Origin of the sequence: Acinetobacter sp. YH12105 (assembly GCF_013419095.1) — a bacterium.
In the GTDB taxonomy this organism is placed as follows: domain Bacteria; phylum Pseudomonadota; class Gammaproteobacteria; order Pseudomonadales; family Moraxellaceae; genus Acinetobacter; species Acinetobacter pseudolwoffii.
The window spans coordinates 90,701-109,719 of the sequence record NZ_VPAU01000004.1; the positions used below are offsets into that span (position 1 = coordinate 90,701).

Annotated in this window: 16 protein-coding genes; 9 read left to right on the forward strand and 7 right to left on the reverse strand. The window is 41.6% G+C overall.

The window, feature by feature from the left end; translation table 11 throughout:
• Positions 1–164 precede the first annotated feature (164 nt).
• Both FTU44_RS04980 and FTU44_RS04985 read left to right on the forward strand, forming a co-directional pair.
• Positions 165–1,324 (forward strand): IS3 family transposase gene (locus FTU44_RS04980; RefSeq protein ID WP_180001652.1). Its coding sequence is split into 2 segments (ribosomal slippage): positions 165–399 and positions 399–1,324, totalling 1,161 coding nucleotides; the frame shifts between segments, so codons are not numbered across the junction.
• 16 nt (positions 1,325–1,340) lie between these two features.
• Positions 1,341–3,626: a P-loop NTPase fold protein gene (locus FTU44_RS04985; RefSeq protein WP_180049667.1), complete on the forward strand. Its 2,286-nt coding sequence runs from the start codon at positions 1,341–1,343 to the stop codon at positions 3,624–3,626.
• A 166-nt stretch (positions 3,627–3,792) separates the two neighbouring features.
• On the opposite strand, the gene FTU44_RS04990 is transcribed toward FTU44_RS04985, so the two are convergent.
• A complete protein-coding gene (locus FTU44_RS04990) occupies positions 3,793–4,836 on the reverse strand; it encodes a molecular chaperone DnaJ (protein ID WP_180049669.1) in 1,044 nt (347 codons plus the stop codon).
• 162 nt (positions 4,837–4,998) lie between these two features.
• Here FTU44_RS04990 and FTU44_RS04995 point away from each other — a divergent pair, with 162 nt between their 5' ends.
• Positions 4,999–5,535: a hypothetical protein gene (locus FTU44_RS04995; RefSeq protein WP_100357276.1), complete on the forward strand. Its 537-nt coding sequence runs from the start codon at positions 4,999–5,001 to the stop codon at positions 5,533–5,535.
• Between the two features lie 50 nt (positions 5,536–5,585).
• Here FTU44_RS04995 and FTU44_RS05000 read toward each other — a convergent pair whose 3' ends face one another.
• Complete coding sequence (locus tag FTU44_RS05000; RefSeq protein ID WP_180049671.1) at positions 5,586–6,302, reverse strand: carbonic anhydrase family protein; 717 nt, start codon at positions 6,300–6,302, stop codon at positions 5,586–5,588.
• A gap of 437 nt (positions 6,303–6,739) precedes the next feature.
• Here FTU44_RS05000 and FTU44_RS05005 point away from each other — a divergent pair, with 437 nt between their 5' ends.
• Positions 6,740–7,417, forward strand: a complete 678-nt coding sequence (locus FTU44_RS05005) for a DUF421 domain-containing protein (protein WP_005172071.1) — start codon at positions 6,740–6,742, stop codon at positions 7,415–7,417.
• Between the two features lies 1 nt (position 7,418).
• Here FTU44_RS05005 and FTU44_RS05010 read toward each other — a convergent pair whose 3' ends face one another.
• The 3 genes from FTU44_RS05010 to FTU44_RS05020 all read right to left on the reverse strand — a co-directional run bounded on the left by FTU44_RS05010 (position 7,419) and on the right by FTU44_RS05020 (position 11,228).
• Positions 7,419–8,120 carry an HAD family hydrolase gene (locus FTU44_RS05010; protein WP_180049673.1) on the reverse strand — a complete coding sequence of 234 codons (702 nt, stop codon included), beginning with the start codon at positions 8,118–8,120 and terminating at the stop codon, positions 7,419–7,421.
• 200 nt (positions 8,121–8,320) lie between these two features.
• Positions 8,321–9,625 (reverse strand): DcaP family trimeric outer membrane transporter, encoded by a 1,305-nt coding sequence (locus tag FTU44_RS05015; RefSeq protein ID WP_180049675.1) that lies wholly within the window; start codon positions 9,623–9,625, stop codon positions 8,321–8,323.
• Positions 9,626–9,971: 346 nt separating this feature from the next.
• A complete protein-coding gene (locus tag FTU44_RS05020) occupies positions 9,972–11,228 on the reverse strand; it encodes an MFS transporter (RefSeq protein ID WP_180049677.1) in 1,257 nt (418 codons plus the stop codon).
• Positions 11,229–11,360: 132 nt separating this feature from the next.
• Between FTU44_RS05020 and FTU44_RS05025 the strand changes: the two genes are divergently transcribed.
• The 5 genes from FTU44_RS05025 to putP all read left to right on the forward strand — a co-directional run bounded on the left by FTU44_RS05025 (position 11,361) and on the right by putP (position 16,121).
• Positions 11,361–11,990, forward strand: a complete 630-nt coding sequence (locus FTU44_RS05025) for a 1-acyl-sn-glycerol-3-phosphate acyltransferase (RefSeq protein WP_180049678.1) — start codon at positions 11,361–11,363, stop codon at positions 11,988–11,990.
• A 63-nt stretch (positions 11,991–12,053) separates the two neighbouring features.
• Complete coding sequence (locus FTU44_RS05030) at positions 12,054–12,971, forward strand: patatin-like phospholipase family protein (protein ID WP_180049680.1); 918 nt, start codon at positions 12,054–12,056, stop codon at positions 12,969–12,971.
• A gap of 102 nt (positions 12,972–13,073) precedes the next feature.
• On the forward strand, positions 13,074–13,547 hold the full coding sequence (locus tag FTU44_RS05035; RefSeq protein ID WP_180049682.1) for an NfeD family protein: 474 nt from the start codon (positions 13,074–13,076) through the stop codon (positions 13,545–13,547).
• A 12-nt stretch (positions 13,548–13,559) separates the two neighbouring features.
• Positions 13,560–14,417: an SPFH domain-containing protein gene (locus FTU44_RS05040; RefSeq protein ID WP_180049684.1), complete on the forward strand. Its 858-nt coding sequence runs from the start codon at positions 13,560–13,562 to the stop codon at positions 14,415–14,417.
• Between the two features lie 213 nt (positions 14,418–14,630).
• Positions 14,631–16,121 (forward strand): sodium/proline symporter PutP, encoded by a 1,491-nt coding sequence (putP, locus tag FTU44_RS05045; protein ID WP_074383116.1) that lies wholly within the window; start codon positions 14,631–14,633, stop codon positions 16,119–16,121.
• A gap of 93 nt (positions 16,122–16,214) precedes the next feature.
• On the opposite strand, the gene FTU44_RS05050 is transcribed toward putP, so the two are convergent.
• Complete coding sequence (locus tag FTU44_RS05050) at positions 16,215–17,123, reverse strand: farnesyl diphosphate synthase (protein ID WP_180049686.1); 909 nt, start codon at positions 17,121–17,123, stop codon at positions 16,215–16,217.
• Between the two features lie 524 nt (positions 17,124–17,647).
• Positions 17,648–18,838, reverse strand: coding sequence for a 2-methylaconitate cis-trans isomerase PrpF (gene prpF / locus FTU44_RS05055; RefSeq protein ID WP_100357284.1), 1,191 nt, complete (start codon positions 18,836–18,838; stop codon positions 17,648–17,650).
• Positions 18,839–19,019 lie beyond the last annotated feature (181 nt).

Sequence of the window (19,019 nt, forward strand, 5' to 3'; positions counted from 1 at the left end):
GTTTGATTCAAAAAATCCCCTCTTAGTGAGGGGATTTTTATTAAAATCATAATGATATTTGATAGAATTATTTGATGAAAACTTTATAAATTGATCCTAGACAAAATAATGGACAGCACGTCCCTCTAAAGATAACGTAACTTTAATCTTTGGAGATTCAAGAAATGGCTAAACGTTTTAGTCCCGAATTTAAACAGCAAGCGATTGATTATGCACTTTCAAACTCACACGAGTCTGTAGCTGCAATCGCCCAGAAATTAGGTGTGGGTTATTCAACATTAGATAAATGGATTCGTGAAACCAATCCGGCAGGTTCAAGCAAACGTCAACTTTCACCAGAACAACAGCGGATCTTGGAATTAGAGAAAGAAGTCAAACAGCTTAAGGAAGTCAATGACATCTTAAAAAAAGCGCATGTGTACTTTCTGACAGATCATGCCAAGAAAAGTACACGGTAATTCAAGATCTGGATGTGAATGAAGTCACTGTATCTTCTGCCTGTAAATGCCTGGGTGTCAGCACTTCAGGCTATTATGCCTGGCGAAAACGCCAGACCAATCTAGCGCAGAAATATAATGATTTAAAAGCCGTATATTGGCAGCATCATGCACGATTGGGTGCACCTTCATTGGTACATGACATGCATGATTTAGGTTACAGCATGAGCGAACGAACCGTTGGAAGAATGCTTAAAAAGCTTGGTTTACGTAGCAGGATTGCACGTAAATACAAGCATACGACTGATTCAAACCATCGTTTGCCTACAGCACCTAACTTGTTAGATCGTCAATTTACGGTCAATGAACCCAATAAGATCTGGACAACAGATATTACCTATATCCGTACTAAGCAAGGTTGGCTGTATTTATGTGTGATGCTGGATCTATTCAGCCGTCGTATTGTCGGTTGGCAAACCAGCTATCGAATAGACCGTCAATTGGTGTGTGATGCGTTTAATTATGCAATGGCTCGTCAGGGTTATCCAACTGGTGTTATGGTTCATTCGGACCAAGGCTCACAGTACTGTAGTCGTGATTTTAGAGCGCTGTTACTGAAAAATGATTGTACTCAGAGTATGTCTAGACGAGGAAACTGTTGGGACAATGCAGTGACCGAAAGCTTCTTCCATACGCTGAAGGGGCATGTAGTACATGGCAGTGTATTTTCTACGAGAAAAGAGGCAAATGCTATCTTGTTTGAGTATATTGAAGTTTACTACAATCGAATCAGAAGGCATTCTGCAAATGGCTGGTTAAGTCCAGAAGCCTTTGAACAGAAATATTTCAAGAATTTAGAGGGGCTGGTTGTCCACGATACTGTCTAGGATCAAATATCTCAACATGACAAATATAGATAAATTCGCATTTTCTGCCGATAGACCAATTAAAAACATAGAACAAGACGTATTGGGTCGAGCTGATTTTGCAAAAAACTTAAGCGATGCTATTTCTCAGTGGAAGGGTGACGAAAGCTTAGTTATTGCGTTACATGGCGATTGGGGTTCAGGAAAATCATCAATTAAAAATATGGCGTTATCGTATTCAAAGCAACAAGATGACTCGCCCACAATTATAGAGTTTTCACCGTGGGAATGGTCAGCTCAAGAGAAGATTGTTCAGGCGTTTTTTGACGAGATATCAAAATCTATTGGAAGAAAGGATTCATCTAAAGAAGATCAAAATTTGGCAAATATATTTGCGAAATATGGCAATCATTTATCTACGGCACACACTTTTCTCAAGGGTGCTAATTTAGCGCTACCTCTTCTTGTAACTTCAATTTTAAGTACAGGTGTAATTAGCAGTTACTTTACTGACAATACACAATTGCCAATACTCATTGCAACGATTACCTCTTTTATAGCTTTAGTCTTACCAGCCACAGAAAAAGGGAGCGAATTGTTAGGGAAACTTTCAGAAAACTACGAAAAAAAATCTAAATTAAATGAAAAGAACTTAGCAGAAATTCGTGAGGAATTAATTACCGCTTTAAAGGATAGGACGACTCCTCTTTTAATTGTTATGGATGATATTGATCGTTTAACAACTATAGAGTTGCGAATGATCTTTCAATTAATTAAAGCAAATACTGATTTTCCTAATGTAATATTTTTACTTTTATTTCAGAAAGATATTGTAGAAAAAAAACTCACTGACAATACACAATCTGGTGAAAACTATCTAGAAAAAATTATTCAGATCCCTTTTACAATTCCACAAATTCAATTAAAACAAGTCCACGAAGTTTTATTTAACCTATTAAACAATGTGATAAATAGTCACACTGATGCTGACAAAAAATTTGACCAAGAAAGATGGGCTGAGATTTATCACGAAGGCTTAAAAAACTATTTTAATAATCTAAGAAATGTTTATAGATTCAATTCTACTCTTTGCTTTAACTTCAATCTTTTTAAAAATAATGAGATTTTTGAAGCAGATCCAATAGATTTGATAGCCATTGAATGCTTAAGAGTATTTGAGCCGAATGTTTATAGCAAACTTTCCAACTCTAAAGAAGCTTTTACAACTTTGCGTTCTGTCTCAGGTAACAATCAGACGGACAAGGTAAAGTATTCACGAATTATTGAAGATATTATCAAGAGTGCTTCTGAGAAAAATAGAGAATCTGTCAAAGGTATCTTGGAAAACCTTTTTCCTACTACTCAGTGGATCATTAGCAACTATTACCATGATCATACATCTTATCAAGAATGGTTTACGCAACTCAGAGTATGCCATAAAGACCATTTTGATAAGTATTTCAAACTTAGTTTTGATAGTGAAGACTTTTCTACGTCCGACTTTATAAATTTCCTGAAACTAACTGCTAATAGAGAACAGCTAAAAGATAAAATCCTCGCCTTAGATGCAAGAAACGTGTTAGAAGATTTTTTATCTAAATTTGAAGCATATAGTAAACAAGTTCCTAAAGAAAATTTCGAATCATATCTATATGCAATGTTAGATGCGGGTGAAGAAATCAATAGTGACTCAAGCAGTGGTTTTTTCTTTACAGCACAAAGACGTTTATTCAGATTGGCATTACAGTGTTTAGAAAGTTTGCCTAATAACAAAGAAAGAGCCAAACTTCTATCTGACTATATTAATCAATATCTAAATTTTTCTATTATTGAAGACATTTTAATTGAAGAACATAAATCTAGAGATAATAACGCTGATACCCTATTAGATGATTCAGATTTTGAACAACTCAAAAAAGATTTTATTCTTAGATTAAGTCAATTTTGTATCTCAAACCCTGACGCTGTAATTAAAAACTCATCATTCCGTTCATTTATGTATCGTTGGAAAGAATGGGGAAACTCCTCTGATACTCTTAATTGGTTTGAAGCCCAAACTCAGGATATACAAGGTATTTTACAGATACTTAAGACGATGATCCAAAGTACTAGATCTTATGGAGGTTCATATACTAAACCTCATATCAAAAGATATATTAAAGCTGATACTATTATCAACTTCTTAAACATTCCTCGCATATCAAACATAATCAACTCTGCTGATCTTTCAACTCTTTCAGAAGAGGAAAAAGACTTAATAAAAATGCTCAAAAAAGGATTTGAAAATAAAACTAATGGAAGAGATGATGATTGGGATGACTAACCTCTCCCCCAACCCTTTCCATAGGGAAAGGGAGTGTCATTTGATTTAGTACCTACGTGGATTCCACAATAGAGTTCCCTCTCCTGAGCAAGTTTTAAAGTACTGCTTTAAAACGAAGCGCAAGTGATGAGCAGCACTGCTGCGCAAGGGAAAGGTTCTAATTAAATTAAAGCATCCCATGTCTTAAAAACATCTCTAAGCCACTCACCTTCTTGATATATCTCAAGCGTTCTTTTTCTACTTTAATCTGCTGCTTTATGGCCAAAGTATCTTCATCAATCTGCTTATACAGGTCAGCAATTTGAACTTTCCCTTTCGCCTTTTTTACTGCAATTCTGGTTTTCGATGACCAAACTAACCTATTGATCAATGTATCAATTTGACCTTGTAATGTCTGACTTTGCGCATCTAACGCCATTTGATAAAGCTTGATTTGTTCTGCAGTTAAACTCTTTTGTGAAGGATCTCGGTCTTGTTCAATCTGAAGCTGCATTTTCAATAAAGTGAATAAATCCTGCTTTTCATAAGCCGCATTGGCATGTTGCAATAACTCTGTCTTTTTTATTTTTTTTATATCGTTCGATTCACGGTCAGGATGGATGATGGCAGCAATTTTTAAATAGACCGTTTTCAATGACTGCTCTGCCATCGCTGCTGCCTGCGCCTGTTTTTCCTGCTGGCGTTTTAATCTGGCTTGCTCACGTACTTGTTGAAAATGTTCACTATCCCATTCTTCAAATACATCTGTGTCGGCCTGATCTATACCATTTTGATCTTCGGAAAACCCTTCTGATGCATTGGTCTTTTTCTGATTTTTTCTGAGTTGGACATGTTCATTGAGCTGCTGATAGTAACTATCAATTTCATTGACCTTATGCGCTTCCTGCACCGACATTGCCTGTGAATCTTTTAAGTAAGCCGCCAGGGATTGAATTTTTTCATCCAGTACGACGATCTCGGCCTTGGAAAATTCTGCCTCATGCAGATGCTGCCACAATTGTTCAAGCTGCTCGAACAAAACACCATGCAATTCATGATAGACCGGTATGAAATTTTGCTGTGTATATTGTCGAATCTCTTCTTCAGCCTGCTGCCACTGTGCCAGCTCAAGCTTCTGCTGTTCAATTCTATCAAACAGGCGATCCAGCTTTTTCTGCTGTGTCGAAAGCGCTGTGAATGGCTGAATCATGGTTTTTAAATTGAAAGACATGATATTCAAAATAAGCAGGACAGATTATTAAGTTTAACGGTTTTATGAGACAGGTGTATGCCAGTTATCGACACAAATATACACCTTATGCAAATAAATTTTGTTTAATATCAAACAATATAACAATAACTTAATTTGTGACTGTGCTGAAAGGAGATTCAGATGGCAACTCAGGCAGATTTAATCTTTAATCAGGAACTCGCTGCATGGGTACAAGCGCTAGGATCTGTGTTTGCAATTTTTGTCGCCATTAGTGTGCCCTTATATTTAAATCATTTGGCACAAAATCGTGATAATGCCTTACAAGACATGCAAAAACAAAAATTCTTTGTCACGATGCTGCCGACACTTTATCGTATTCGCCGTTATAGTGCTGACTTCATTGAACAAATGCAGTTACATCAGCAAAGTACTCAAAATATCTTACATACGCTAGAAACTGAATATCTGGAATTAATTCCGGTCTTTTCTAAAGAACTGCATATATTTGTACATAGTCAAATTTATGACCCAAACCTGAATCAATTGGCATTTGAACTGTTTCATTCCGAGGAAATTCTGCAACAACATTTATTACAGCCTAAAAACCAGAAACAGCTCAAGCATCAAGCTTTACTGACCCAACATAGCCAGTATATTCATGATGCGAGCCATCAGTTAATTAAACAGATTGAAAAGAGCCATCACCTACAACCTTAAATTGCCTTTTCAGGCCATCAATGTGTAGGCGAATGGCGCAAACAAAATGATTATTCCACAATGACACGACCATTTAATGGCTGTACCGGACGGTTATTCGGATGCCCCATTAATTTGAAAAATTCACCAATCTGTTTGGCTGAAGCCTGTTGGATCTCTTTTAAAATGAGCCAGCGCACACCCTCTGAACAAGGTGGGGTGGTCAGCGAGCCACTAAAGCGATAATAATCCAGATTTTTAGGCAGCAACTGATTGACAGGCTGTGGTGTCTTTAACACGACTTTTTCACCCTGCTTTTTCGGCAAACGTTTCCACATCTGTTTTAGCATCTGGCTGTCCTGCCCCTGCTCAAACATCATGCCAACCACTGCCAGCTCACCATCAGCATTGGCATGGACAAAATGAATCTCTAAAGGATAACTTTTACCTTGAATCAGGTTCTCACTCGGACTATGCAAATGGAACTGTTTCAGCTCAAAACGCTCCCCATCCAGCTCCAGCACACCACCTTCGGCAAAGTCCACCTGAATGGTATGACCTTTATTTTCAATGGCGTAAATCATGGTGTTATAACTAAATTTCAGCGGTTCCAGTTGTGCTTTTACCGTCCGCTCAATATTAATTGGCGACTGATTCGCACCATCACAGGCAGTATATTTCTGGCTTAAATTCGACCATTGTTCAGGCTGCATATAGCCCCAATTGGCATCTGCATAGCCTGCCGTACTCAAACCAAACACTGTTAAAAATGTGAATATTTTTTTCACAATAATTTTCCCTCTTAGAACCGTAATCAATAATTTTTCATTTAGAAAACAAATTTTTAGGCTTATGACTGCCTCATTTTTCAGAGCACAAACTACAGATTTTTACTTAATTTTGGTGAATTACTTACAAATTTCCAAACACTTAAGCCTATGAAAAGATAGAGTATTTATAAATTATTATTTAAATTTCAATAAGATAATCATTTTAGTGTCCTAAACCAACTTGGAATAAAGTGTGAGCTGAATCACAATTAAAGTGATGAATATTTATGCAATATTTACATGAAACTTCTAGCTACTTCATAAATAAATCTGATTATAAATTCGCTCTATTTTTCAATAATATATTTTATATTCAAAAGCTTACATAAACACAGCAGTAAATAAACCTGCCACATTGCTAGACTCAGCTCAACGCGTTATATAGGAACAGCTTAATGGATTGGGTCTCGATCTTTATTCATGATACGACTTGGAGCTTTGCATCAGAGATTTTGCTACGTTGTATAGTCATGTATATCATGATTATCCTGTTTTTACGGCTGACCGGAAAACGTGGTGTACGACAGCTTTCCATCTTTGAAGTCGCGATCATTCTCGCCCTGGGCTCAATTGCCGGTGACCCGATGTTTACCGAAGATATTCCCCTGATTCAGGCAGTTCTGGTAATGTCGGTGATTATCCTGATGTATCGCCTGACCACTTGGCTGATGATGAAATACCAATGGTTTGAAGACCTACTGGAAGGCAAACCGATTTATATTGTGGAAGATGGCCTGCTGGTCATTGAGGAAATTAAAAAAGGCAAAATGTCACATGATGAATTCTTTGCCGAAATGCGCCAGCAAGGCGTAGAACATCTGGGTCAGGTGCGTACCGGTTTACTGGAAACAGACGGTAAATTCAGTGTGTTATATTTTACCGATGATCAGGTGAAATACGGCTTGCCACTATTTCCTAAAACCTGTTCGATCGTGGAGCAGGTGAAAGCAGACCGTTTATATGCCTGTATTTATTGCGGTCAGGTTCAAAACCTCTCTACAGCTGCACAACAATGTCCTCGCTGCAAATCAGCACAGTGGGCTGAAGCGATTAATTGTTTACGCATCACTTGAATTAAAGCTGATTCAGCCGTTGTAAATGCGTGAAAATTTCAGGTAGCTGCTGGATTTTATATTGGATTTCTTCGGCATCAGGATGAAAGCCCTGCATCCACAAGGCATGCATTCCGGCATTTTTTGCCCCTTGTATATCATTGATTGGATGATCGCCAATATATAAACAATGTTCAGGCAAGACGCCTAAACGTTGTGCAGTAATCTGGAAAATTTCTGGCTGTGGTTTGCTAAAACCGACTAAACCCGAACTGATGATTTCCTCGAAATAATCGGCAATGCCCAAACCTCGAATGGTATTTAAACGGGTGTCATGTCCACCATTCGAAACAATCGCCAGTTGATAGCCTTGGGATTTCAACTGTTCTAGTACCTGTTTGGCATCCGGCATTTCTACAGCGCAGCGACCAAACTGGCTAAACCAGAACTGTGCCAGCTCATCTATGCTGGGTGGATTTAACCAGGATAGCTCCTGTAATAATGCATAAGCTGCCGAAGCCCCGATGCTGCCATGCGTTAGCAATTCCTTTTTAGGATAACCGCCATTATCGATGCGTCTTACAATCTCGATAATTTTTTCTGGTTCGACCTGTGCAAATGCAGACGCATAATATTCTGCCAGATAGCAGCTATAGGCTTGGGCCGTTAGATCACGATGGGTCAAGGTATTGTCGAGGTCAAATAATACAGCTTGAATGTTCACATGCAAATCCAAACATAAAATTAAGCTTATGTTAGCAAGTTTCACACAATACACCTCTATTCATCAGGACTAAGCTTGGTATAAAAAGGGATAAACTGTAGCAGCAAGAATTTGCTTGAATATTCATTATTTTTGTCGAATATTTATATAAAAAAATCCCACCAAGTGGTGGGATTTTTTATTAAGCGTTATATCATCAATTAGAAGCTATATTTGCTCATTAAACCAATACGGTTATCCTTGAATTTATCATTATTAAAGTCTTTACGCTCGCCGTTGACATACTCAACACCAAACTCAAGTGGTTTAACCGGTGAATACACCAAGTTTAACCACGCTTGTTGTACCTCTTTGTTTGCAGTAGCATTGAGGTCTGCATAGTCTGAGTCTTTATCAGCAAACAATGCACCATAACCTATTGATGTTTTTAAGTTAGGTAAAATGCTGTAGGTTAAGCCCGTTTGTACCGCCCAAATTTCATTTTGCTCAATATTGCGGTTATCTTCATCATCTACAAATGCAGCATTGGCATTGGTACCATACAAAATACCGTTCACACCTTTGGTATAGCTAACATCTAGCGTCGCTTTTAAAGGATCAAGTACTTGATACGTTGTACCTGCAGCTAGACCCCAACCTGCTTTACGCTTGTTAATGTCTTCATCTTTATAAACTTCAACTAAAGCACGCGCAGACGCATTACCTTTTTTGTCATCAAAGTTATGTGCCAATTTAGCGGTCAATGTTGGTACGCTTGATTTGATGTGTTCAACACTTACTCTTTGGCCTTGGGCATTTAATTCACTCTGTGCAGCACTTGAGTTTGGTTTTTCTGCAGCCAAGAACAATTGTGTTGCCGGTGTCAAATCAAAACCATAACGAACCATTGGTAGACGAGTAGTCCCCCCACCAACGTTGGTGCTGAAGTCAATCATAAACGGTGCATGATTTGACAAGAAGTTAGATTGTGTTTGACCAATTAACCAATTCTCATAGGTTAAATATGCTTGACGTATACGGAATGAATCGTTAGTACCTGCGAAATCACTTTCAAGTTTACCGCCGACCTCTGCACCTTCAACATTGGTTTTAAAATCTAAACCTATTCGTGTTGTTTTTGCTGTTGCAACGAACTTGTCATTCGTTTGACCATTGGTTTTAGCAACGTCAGAGAAGTCTCCTGCTGAACCTTCAATGATATAGTTCGCATCACCACGAACGAAACCATATAGCTTCACTTCAGTATCTGATTTTGTACTTAGGGCTTTCGGTGCAGCTGCTGATTGTTGTGGGGTTGCTTTGACTTGTTCTATTTGCACTGCTTGAGTTTGCTGAACTTGTTGCTGCTGTAATACTAATGCTTTTAATGCTTCAATTTCTTGGCGCAGCTGCTTAATTTCTTTTTGCTCTTGTGTTTCAGCATGTGCAACAGTCCCCATCATCAATGTTGTTACTGCTACTGCTAATCCTTTAGCTAAAAACTTTCCTGTTAAAACTTGACTCATTAAATTCTCCATAGTGAACACATGTTCATTGGCATTGGAAGTTCGGTGATTTCAACTGAAACCTACACCGTGTGGAATATCTATAATTATGAAATAGCTTGGTTATGATCTCGAAAGACGACTCACGCAATATATGTCGAGTTAAAAGCCCACGTATCATGTCATGTATTTGACTGGACTTACACTTTTAACCCTAGCTACACAACAAGCCACTTGAAAACATCAAGAATTTAACAACTTTCAAATGAGTTTGAAATCATTTTTATCTCATACTTTTATCTATAATATGTATTAACCACACTTTTAAAATAGATTTCTTTTTTTTCAGTCAGCTTTAATTCATATTTCATGATGACTGTGATTGCTGGTCGACTCTCCCCCAAAATACGATAGGCAATAGAAGCACTATGCTGATATAAACAATATAGGTTAGATATTTTGCATAGCCTAAATAATCCCCCAATATCCCACTCAACATATATAAGCCACCACTTACCGTCGCCATAATTGAGACTTGAAAAGTAAAATCAGTCCCGGCCAGATGCTTACGGCTGTATTGCATAATGAGCGTCAGCATCACCACCAAGAGCATTGCTGAAACCAGATCTTCTGCTGCATTAATGATATAAATCAGCCAGTTTTCGACTTTAAGCTGGGCTTCATATTGTGCTGCCAGCCAGGCATAGGCCATTAAGCTCAGTATTTTGAGAATCGAAAAAGACATCAAACAAGAGCGACGCGAAAAAAACTTCAGGCAATAACCTGCCAAACCGGCCCCAATCAAGGCGGCACCTGCACCCAGCATGGTCACATATACGCCGATCTGGCTGAAACTCAGACCGAGATCGACCATTAAAGGCTTCAGCAAAGGGCCAGACAGTCCATCCGCGACTTTAAATGTCAGCAAGACCAGCAGCCAGCAACGCAAGCCTGGATGTGTATAAAAGTACTGAAAATAGGCTTTGATTTTTATTTTACTGGAAGCGGTAATTTGCTCAGATGCGATCGAGCGATGCTGTGGCTCTTTAAATTTTAAAACAGGCAGTGTGTTTATAAAAACCAGTGCAGCCAAAAGCAAAAAAGTGTTTTGCCACTGCAACAGATCTAAAAACAGTAAAATCGCACCACCACCGACAATGAAACCCAAACGTGATCCAATCACCTGAAAAGTATTGCCCCAGTGCTGCTGTTCATTTTTCAGAATATTGACTGCCAGTGCATCGGTGGCAATATCCTGTGTCGCCCCCACCCCATTCATAAATAATAACGCAATAAAAAAGGCCAATAGATAAACCGGCTGATCTAAAGCCTGAATGGGCAAAAAGGACAAGGCGATCAGCACTGCCACCGAGAGCAATTGCAGCGGAATAATCCAGCTTCGATAATGCCCTGTAGCTTTAGAGCCATAACGATCGACCAATGGCGCCCAAAACACCTTGATTGACCAAGGCAGCATGAGCAGTCCAAAACCACCGATCTGTGCCAGCGACACTCCTTCTGCCCGTAAGATCACCGGCAAAGCATGAGTCATAAATCCGACCGGCAATCCTTGCGCCCAATACAGGGAAAACAACACAATGTAAGTATTCCGCATATTCGGCATGCTGGGTCCTTAATAGGCAAAAGAAGCAGAAATCATTCAACAAGCTGGACATTTTGCCAATGAAAAAACCAAAGTAAAAGCCTAATATCATTAAAAATAAAGAAAAATATGTGTCAGGAAGAGACTTTAAGCATGACCAAAAAGCACTTTCCAGAATTACCTCCCTTGGTGCCCAGTCGAGGCAATCGACTCAGCCGTTATTTTTTTAAACGGATCTTTTTAGCGCAGGGCTGGCAGCTTGAAGGTGAGTTTCCCAATTTACCAAAAGCCGTTGCGATTATTTCTCCACATACGTCCAATATTGATGCCTGGCATGGTTTTATTGCACTCTTAGCTATCGGGTTAAAGGTTACTATTTTTGGTAAAGACAGCCTGTTCCACACGCCGTTAAAGCCCTTACTTGAATGGATTGGGGTGATTCCGGTGGTTCGGGATAGTCCACAAGATCATACTCAGCAGATCGTGGAAATCATCAAGCAAAAAACCCAGATTTGGGTCGGCATGGCACCCGAAGGTTCACGTAAAGCGCCAGAAAAAATCCGCAGTGGTTTTTATCATATTGCCGATCAGGCCGGCCTGCCTATTGTCATGCTGGCTTTTGATTATGATATTAAAACCATTCATATTCTGGGTGTCTATCAGCCGACGGGCGATTATGAACATGATCTGGTGCAGATTTATGCACATTATCAAGGCAAGATTTCGGCAAAAAATCCGGACTGGGTGGCCAAGCCGTTACAAAAGCTTTTGAAAAAAGACTAGGCAAATACGGCTTTTTTTGATGTGATAGCCTGAATTTTGTTGATTTAATCACCAGTTTTTATAATGAAATTAGCCCGTTATGCCTTAATTGGCTGCCTTGGTTTCAGTCTTGCAGCCTGTGACAAAGCCACTAAAACACCTACGCCTGCCACGCCATTAAAAGCCCGTGAACCTGTCGTCGCCATTGCCCTCGGTGGCGGCGGTGCCAAAGGTTTTGCCCATATTGGCGTCATTAAAGTGCTCGAATCACACGGCATCAAACCGAAAATCGTCACCGGTACCAGTGCCGGCAGTTTTGTCGGTAGCCTGTATGCCAGTGGCAAATCACCGTATCAGTTGCAGCAAATTGCCTTGAACTTTAAGGAATCGGATATCCGTGACCTAACTTTAAATCGACAAGGGATTATTGCCGGACAAAAACTGCAGGATTTCGTCAACAAGAATGTAGCGAACAAACCGATTGAGCAATTCCCGATTCGTTTTGCTGCAGTTGCCACTCGCCTAGACAATGGCCGTAAAGCTGACTTTATTAAAGGCAATGCCGGACAGGCGGTCCGAGCGTCCTGCAGTATTCCCAATGTGTTTGTGCCTGCCGTGATTGGCGGCACCAAATATGTCGATGGCGGTCTGGTCAGTCCGATTCCGGTCAAGACCGCCAAAGATATGGGGGCAGATATTGTGATTGCTGTGGATATTTCTGCACGCCCAGATGGCAATAAAGCCCTGAACATGTGGGGTGTACTGGATCAGACCCTGAACATTATGGGACAGCAAAGTATTAATGAAGAGCTGAGTCAGGCCACTGTGGTGATTCAGCCCAAAGTCGGTCATATCGGTACTTTAGACCTGAAAGCCAGCAATGCCACCATTCTGGAAGGTGAAAAGGCTGCTCAGCTGAAAATCCGTACTATTGAAAAAGCCATTAGCAACTTTAAGCAGTCTCCCGCGGCATTTAAACCGCCACGTCAGGCAAAATTTTGATGCATGAATTTTTTATATTCATCTGCAGCCGCATCTGCTACATTGAAGATCAATCATATAAAGATGATGATTAATTAAATACTTAGCGATATAGGTCACGATATGGAATTAGTTCTTGAACCTTGGCACTGGTTTGTATTAGGCATTCTTCTGATTCTGTCGGAATTACTACTGCCCGCATTTGCTGCCCTGTGGTTCGGGATCGGTGCCATCATGGTTGGCGTCCTGTACTGGATGTTCCCGATGATGGGACTGACGACCCAGCTCCTGACCTGGATCGTACTTTCTGTTCTGTGTACGATGCTCTGGTTCAAATTTATCAAGCCACTTTCCATTGACAAGACCAAAGCCGGTCTGTCGCGTGAGGCGACCATTGGTCAGGTGGGTATGGTGATTCAGACTAATCTGGATCATGGGCAAATCCGGGTGCGCTTTCCAATGCCAGTTTTAGGCTCAGATGAATGGGAATGCCGAACTCTGGACCCAGTTCAGGTCGGAGACCGCGTTCGCGTCGTGGATATTCTGGGTAATGACCTGGTCGTACAACCTCACAGCACGAATTATCAAAATCAATAAGGTGAATAAGCTATGTCTGGTGGTTCTATCATTGTTATCGCGTTTCTGGCCTTTGTTGCGATTACCATTTTTAAAGGTGTGCGGATTGTGCCGCAAGGCTACAAATGGATTGTACAGCGTCTGGGTAAATACCATACGACGCTGAATCCGGGTCTGAATTTTGTCATTCCGTATATTGATGAAGTGGCTTATAAAGTCACCACCAAAGATATTGTGCTGGATATTCCTTCACAGGAAGTGATTACCCGCGATAATGCCGTGTTACTCATGAATGCGGTGGCCTATATCAACCTGACCACACCTGAAAAAGCGGTCTACGGCATTGAAAACTATTCTTGGGCAATTCAAAACCTGGTACAAACATCGTTACGTTCGATTGTCGGTGAAATGGATCTGGATGATGCCCTATCATCACGTGATCATATTAAAGCACGTTTAAAATCCAGTATTTCCGATGATATCTCGGACTGGGGTATCACGCTTAAAACCGTTGAAATTCAAGACATTAAACCGTCAGTCACCATGCAAACCGCGATGGAAGAACAGGCCGCTGCTGAACGTCAACGTCGTGCAACCGTGACCAAAGCTGATGGTGAAAAACAGGCTGCCATTCTGGAAGCGGATGGTCGTCTGGAAGCATCGCGCCGTGATGCAGAAGCACAGGTGGTTCTGGCTGAATCTTCACAACGTGCGATTGATATGGTGACTTCGGCAATTGGTAGTAATGAAATTCCGGTTGCCTATTTACTCGGTGAGCAATATATCAAGGCCATGCAAGATATGGCCAAATCACCAAATGCCAAAACGGTGGTCTTGCCTGCAGACGTGCTGAACACGATTCGAGGCGTGATGGGTCGTCCGCCTCAGTAAAAATTTTCATTTTCAAATCTATAGGCAGCGTATTCGCTGCCTATTTTTCGTTTAAACACGAAAATCTCAGCAAAGATTTGGAATTTATGCTTAAATTTCGCGTTATTTTTTGAAATCCTTTGGGCTTTGATGCCAGATCTGTATTTCGCCACAGCATTTATCATCAACATAAGTCCTTATTCGATTACTGTCCAACTCGAAAATGGATACCGTATGAGCTCCCTAAATCCAACGTTAATTACCTTTCTTTTTTATATTGTCGCCATGGTGGTGATCGGCCTGATGGCTTATCGTGCGACCACAAACTTTTCCGATTACATTTTAGGGGGCCGTCGTTTAGGTAGTTTTGTTACTGCACTTTCCGCTGGAGCTTCCGATATGAGTGGCTGGCTGCTGATGGGCCTGCCCGGTGCAATTTATCTTTCTGGTTTGTCGGAAATGTGGATTGCCATTGGCCTGATTATTGGTGCCTGGTTAAACTGGTTGCTGGTGGCTGGCCGTTTACGGGTACATACGGAAGTTCAGCACAATGCCCTGACCCTTCCAGATTATTTTTCCAATCGTTTTAACGACCAGAAGAAAATTTTACGTATTGTATCGGCTTTTGTGATTCTGATTTTCTTTGCGATTTACTGTGCCTCAGGCATGGTAGCAGGTGCGCGCCTGTTCGAAAGCATGTTTGAAATGTCCTACACGACGGCGCTCTGGATCAGTGCCATTGCCACCATCAGTTATGTATTTATTGGCGGTTTTCTGGCAGTCAGCTGGACCGATACCATTCAGGCCGGCCTGATGATCTTTGCGCTGTTGCTCACGCCAATTGTGACGCTGTTGACCTTCTCTGATATGTCTCAGGTCACTCTGGCGCTTGAAGCGGCACGTCCACAGGCCATGAATCTGGTCGGTGACTTAAGTACGGTGGCTATCCTGTCGCTACTGGCATGGGGCTTGGGTTATTTTGGTCAGCCACATATTCTGGTGCGCTTTATGGCGGCAGATTCAGTCAAGTCAATTCCAAATGCACGCCGTATTGGTATGACCTGGATGATCCTGTGCTTAGCTGGTGCCGTGGCTGCCGGTTTCTTTGGTATTGCTTATTTCCAGCAACATCCGGAACTGGCCAGTGTGGTGAATGCCAATCCTGAAACTGTATTTATGGAATTGACCAAAATTCTGTTCAACCCATGGATTGCCGGTATTGTCCTGGCTGCGATTTTGGCTGCGGTAATGAGTACTTTAAGCTGTCAGCTTCTAGTCTGCTCAAGTACGCTGACAGAGGATTTTTATAAATCCTTCCTGCGCAAAAATGCATCTCAAAAAGAACTGGTTTGGGTTGGCCGTTTTATGGTGCTGCTGATTGCCCTGCTGGCAATCTGGATGGCGGGTAATCCTGAATCGAAAGTGCTGGGTCTGGTCGCTTATGCCTGGGCCGGTTTTGGTGCTGCATTTGGCCCGCTGATCATTCTGTCCCTGTTCTGGAAACGCATGACTTTGAATGGTGCCTTGGCAGGTATGATTATGGGTGCAGTGATGGTGATTTTATGGAAAAACCTGTTCGCAGCAACAGGTGTCTATGAAATTATCCCGGGCTTTATCTGCTCATTCATTGCCATCATTGTAGTGAGCTTGATGGGTAAAGTACCTACGGCTGAAATTACCGATCGTTTTGAACAGGCTGAACGTCTGTATAACGAAACCAAATAAAATTAACGATCAAAAAAAGCGGACTTTAAAATCCGCTTTTTTAATACCTGAACAATTACTCAAAATAAAAACAATGAACAGATTCAAGCCATTTTAATTTTTACGCTGGAGTAAAAACTGGGTGATAGAGATCAGCTCTGCCGCCTGATCATCAAAATGAGCAAGTGCGGCTAAGGCCTGATCATGCAATTGCTGTGCATAGGCTTTGGCCTGTTCCAGCCCCATCAAGGCAGGATATGTCGATTTTTCTACCTGCTCATCCTTGCCAGCTGTTTTACCCAACACTTCGGTATCAGAAATAATATCCAGAATATCGTCCTGCACCTGGAAGGCCAGACCAATCGCCTGTCCAAACTCACGCAGCTTTGGAATCGCCAGATCTGTACCTTCAAAGATTGTGACCGCCGCCATCATGATCGCAGCACTCATCAAGGCACCGGTTTTATTACGATGAATGGTTTCTAATACTTCCTGATCAATTTTTTTGCCTTCGGACTGCAAATCCAACACCTGACCATTGACCATTTTCGAAGAGGCTGTGGCCAGAATCTGTATTTGTTTTAGCACAATCGAAGCATCTACCGCAGGGCCTTGATCAAACAGACGACTGCCTAAAATTTCAAAGGCCATCGACTGTAGAATATCACCTGCCAAAAGCGCGGTATCTTCACCATAAGCCACATGGCAGGTCGGCTGACCACGGCGCAGCAAATCATTGTCCATACACGGCAGATCATCATGTGCCAGTGAATAACAATGGATAAATTCAATCGCAACCGCCGCACGGCGTACCGCCGCGGTATTCTGATTCGGTTTCAGTGCTGCTGTGGCATAGCATAATGCTGGACGAACACGCTTCCCTCCCAGCATCACGGCATGATGCACCGCCGACTTTAAAGGTTCAGGAATGGCAAAGGCATCTAGGGCTGTCAGTAAATCTTGTTGAATACGATGTTGTGCTTGAGTCAATGCATGGATTGATACGTCAGTAATAGATGACACATTTGCCTCGAATACATAGTCCGGAAGGATGAAAATAACAAGTTTGAGCCACTTGTTCTGATAAGCACTATTGTACCTACAATCGCCTTGAATTTTCAGCTTTATCTGTGGATTGATTTAAAGCAGCAATAGATATCAAAATATGTTCCTCCACTAAAAAACCACTGCCGCGACAGCGCTACTGTCCCAGAGTTGAAGTGCTTGGATTTATCAAGTGCCTGTGGCAGAGATGCCACACATTGCCCATCACCACAGGACGTTGTGTATGGGCAATAAGAGACCTTTGCCTACCTTGGGTCTTTCCAAAGTAGGATTTCACCTGCACAAATCCATTTAAACTTTTAAAGGAAAGATGAGGCTGGACAATATCTACCTCTAAATATAAACAAGTTTAGATATTTAAACGTATTCTCTGATAGCTTTTATTACTTCCTACCATGCCAACGATAGCTGAGTCAAAATTTTGGCCAGTAATGGTCACAACAGTAATTTTCTCAGGCTAAATAATGGGTCGGCAAATCAAACTAGAGCAAAACATCTTCAGGAACGCGTACCCAACCTTCCATCAACACACGTGCACTGCGACTCATGATGGCTTTTTTCACTTTCCACTCTCCATTTTCCTGACTTGCTTGTGCGCCGACTCTTAAAGTCCCCGAAGGATGGCCAAAACGCACGGCTTCACGCTCTACACCGCCTGCCACCCGATTCACCAGAGTCCCCGGAATGGCTGCCGCCGTACCAATTGCCACCGCAGCTGTGCCCATCATGGCATGATGCAGTTTCCCCATAGACAAGGCACGAACCAGAATATCGGCATCTGCTTCGGCAACCACCTTGCCACTTGATGAGGTATAAGTTTTGGATGGCGCTACAAAAGCGATTTTTGGGGTGTGCTGACGGTTAGCTGCTTCGCTAATATCCTGAATCAATCCCATCTGCTTCGCAGCATAAGCACGAATGGTTTCAAACTTTGCCAGCGCTGCCGCATCATTATTCATATGATCCTGAAGCTCGGTGCCGTTATACCCCAAATCTCCCGCATTCAAGAACACGGTGGGAATGCCGGCATTAATCATGGTGACTTCAAAACTGCCAATATTGGGAACTTCCAGCGTATCGACCAGATTGCCTGTCGGAAACATCGAACCGCCTTCGCCATCATCATCGGCAGGATCTAAAAACTCGATCTGTACTTCGGCTGCCGGAAAAGTCACGCCATCCAGTTCAAAATCGCCCAACTCCTGAACTTGACCATTTCGCATTGGCACATGCGCAATAATGGTTTTTTGAATATTGGCCTGCCAGATACGGACTGTACACAGCCCATTTTCCGGAATACGTGATCTATCAATCAGAGCATTAGAAATGGCAAAAGCTCCCACTGCTGCGGTGAGATTACCGCAATTACCACTCCAGTCCACAAAAGGACGGTCAATTGACACCTGACCAAATAAATAATCTACATCATGATCGGCCTGCTGGCTTTTTGACAGAATCACGGTCTTGCTGGTACTGGAACTGGCGCCGCCCATACCATCGATCTGTTTAGCATAAGGATCTGGGCTACCAATCACGCGCAGCAGAAGCTGATCACGAATCCGGCCGGCCTGTTGTGCTTCTGCGGGCAAATCATCCAGCTTAAAAAAAACGCCTTTACTGGTGCCTCCACGCATATAGGTTGCAGGAATCTTGATTTGGGCTGCAAAACTCATGAATTGTTTCATCCTTTGGCTTGTCTTTGTTTTGGTAAAAGTTATGGAATACTTATGAGAAGAGTATAATCGCTTTAAAGCCAAGGAAGTTCAGTGCTCCGACCTAAGTATAAAAAATCAGCATTCGTATCAGAGCAAAAAAACAGGAAACTCATCAGTTACAATGTCAATAAAATTAATA

Excerpts from the sequence above, each read along its gene's own strand:
- FTU44_RS04985 (WP_180049667.1), top strand. The coding sequence starts at position 1,341 with ATGACAAATATAGATAAATTCGCATTTTCTGCCGATAGACCAATTAAA.
- FTU44_RS04990 (WP_180049669.1), bottom strand. The coding sequence starts at position 4,836 with ATGTCTTTCAATTTAAAAACCATGATTCAGCCATTCACAGCGCTTTCG.
- FTU44_RS04995 (WP_100357276.1), top strand. The coding sequence starts at position 4,999 with ATGGCAACTCAGGCAGATTTAATCTTTAATCAGGAACTCGCTGCATGG.
- FTU44_RS05005 (WP_005172071.1), top strand. The coding sequence starts at position 6,740 with ATGGATTGGGTCTCGATCTTTATTCATGATACGACTTGGAGCTTTGCA.
- FTU44_RS05015 (WP_180049675.1), bottom strand. The coding sequence starts at position 9,625 with ATGAGTCAAGTTTTAACAGGAAAGTTTTTAGCTAAAGGATTAGCAGTA.
- FTU44_RS05020 (WP_180049677.1), bottom strand. The coding sequence starts at position 11,228 with ATGCCGAATATGCGGAATACTTACATTGTGTTGTTTTCCCTGTATTGG.
- FTU44_RS05025 (WP_180049678.1), top strand. The coding sequence starts at position 11,361 with ATGACCAAAAAGCACTTTCCAGAATTACCTCCCTTGGTGCCCAGTCGA.
- FTU44_RS05030 (WP_180049680.1), top strand. The coding sequence starts at position 12,054 with ATGAAATTAGCCCGTTATGCCTTAATTGGCTGCCTTGGTTTCAGTCTT.
- FTU44_RS05035 (WP_180049682.1), top strand. The coding sequence starts at position 13,074 with ATGGAATTAGTTCTTGAACCTTGGCACTGGTTTGTATTAGGCATTCTT.
- FTU44_RS05040 (WP_180049684.1), top strand. The coding sequence starts at position 13,560 with ATGTCTGGTGGTTCTATCATTGTTATCGCGTTTCTGGCCTTTGTTGCG.
- putP (WP_074383116.1), top strand. The coding sequence starts at position 14,631 with ATGAGCTCCCTAAATCCAACGTTAATTACCTTTCTTTTTTATATTGTC.
- prpF (WP_100357284.1), bottom strand. The coding sequence starts at position 18,838 with ATGAGTTTTGCAGCCCAAATCAAGATTCCTGCAACCTATATGCGTGGA.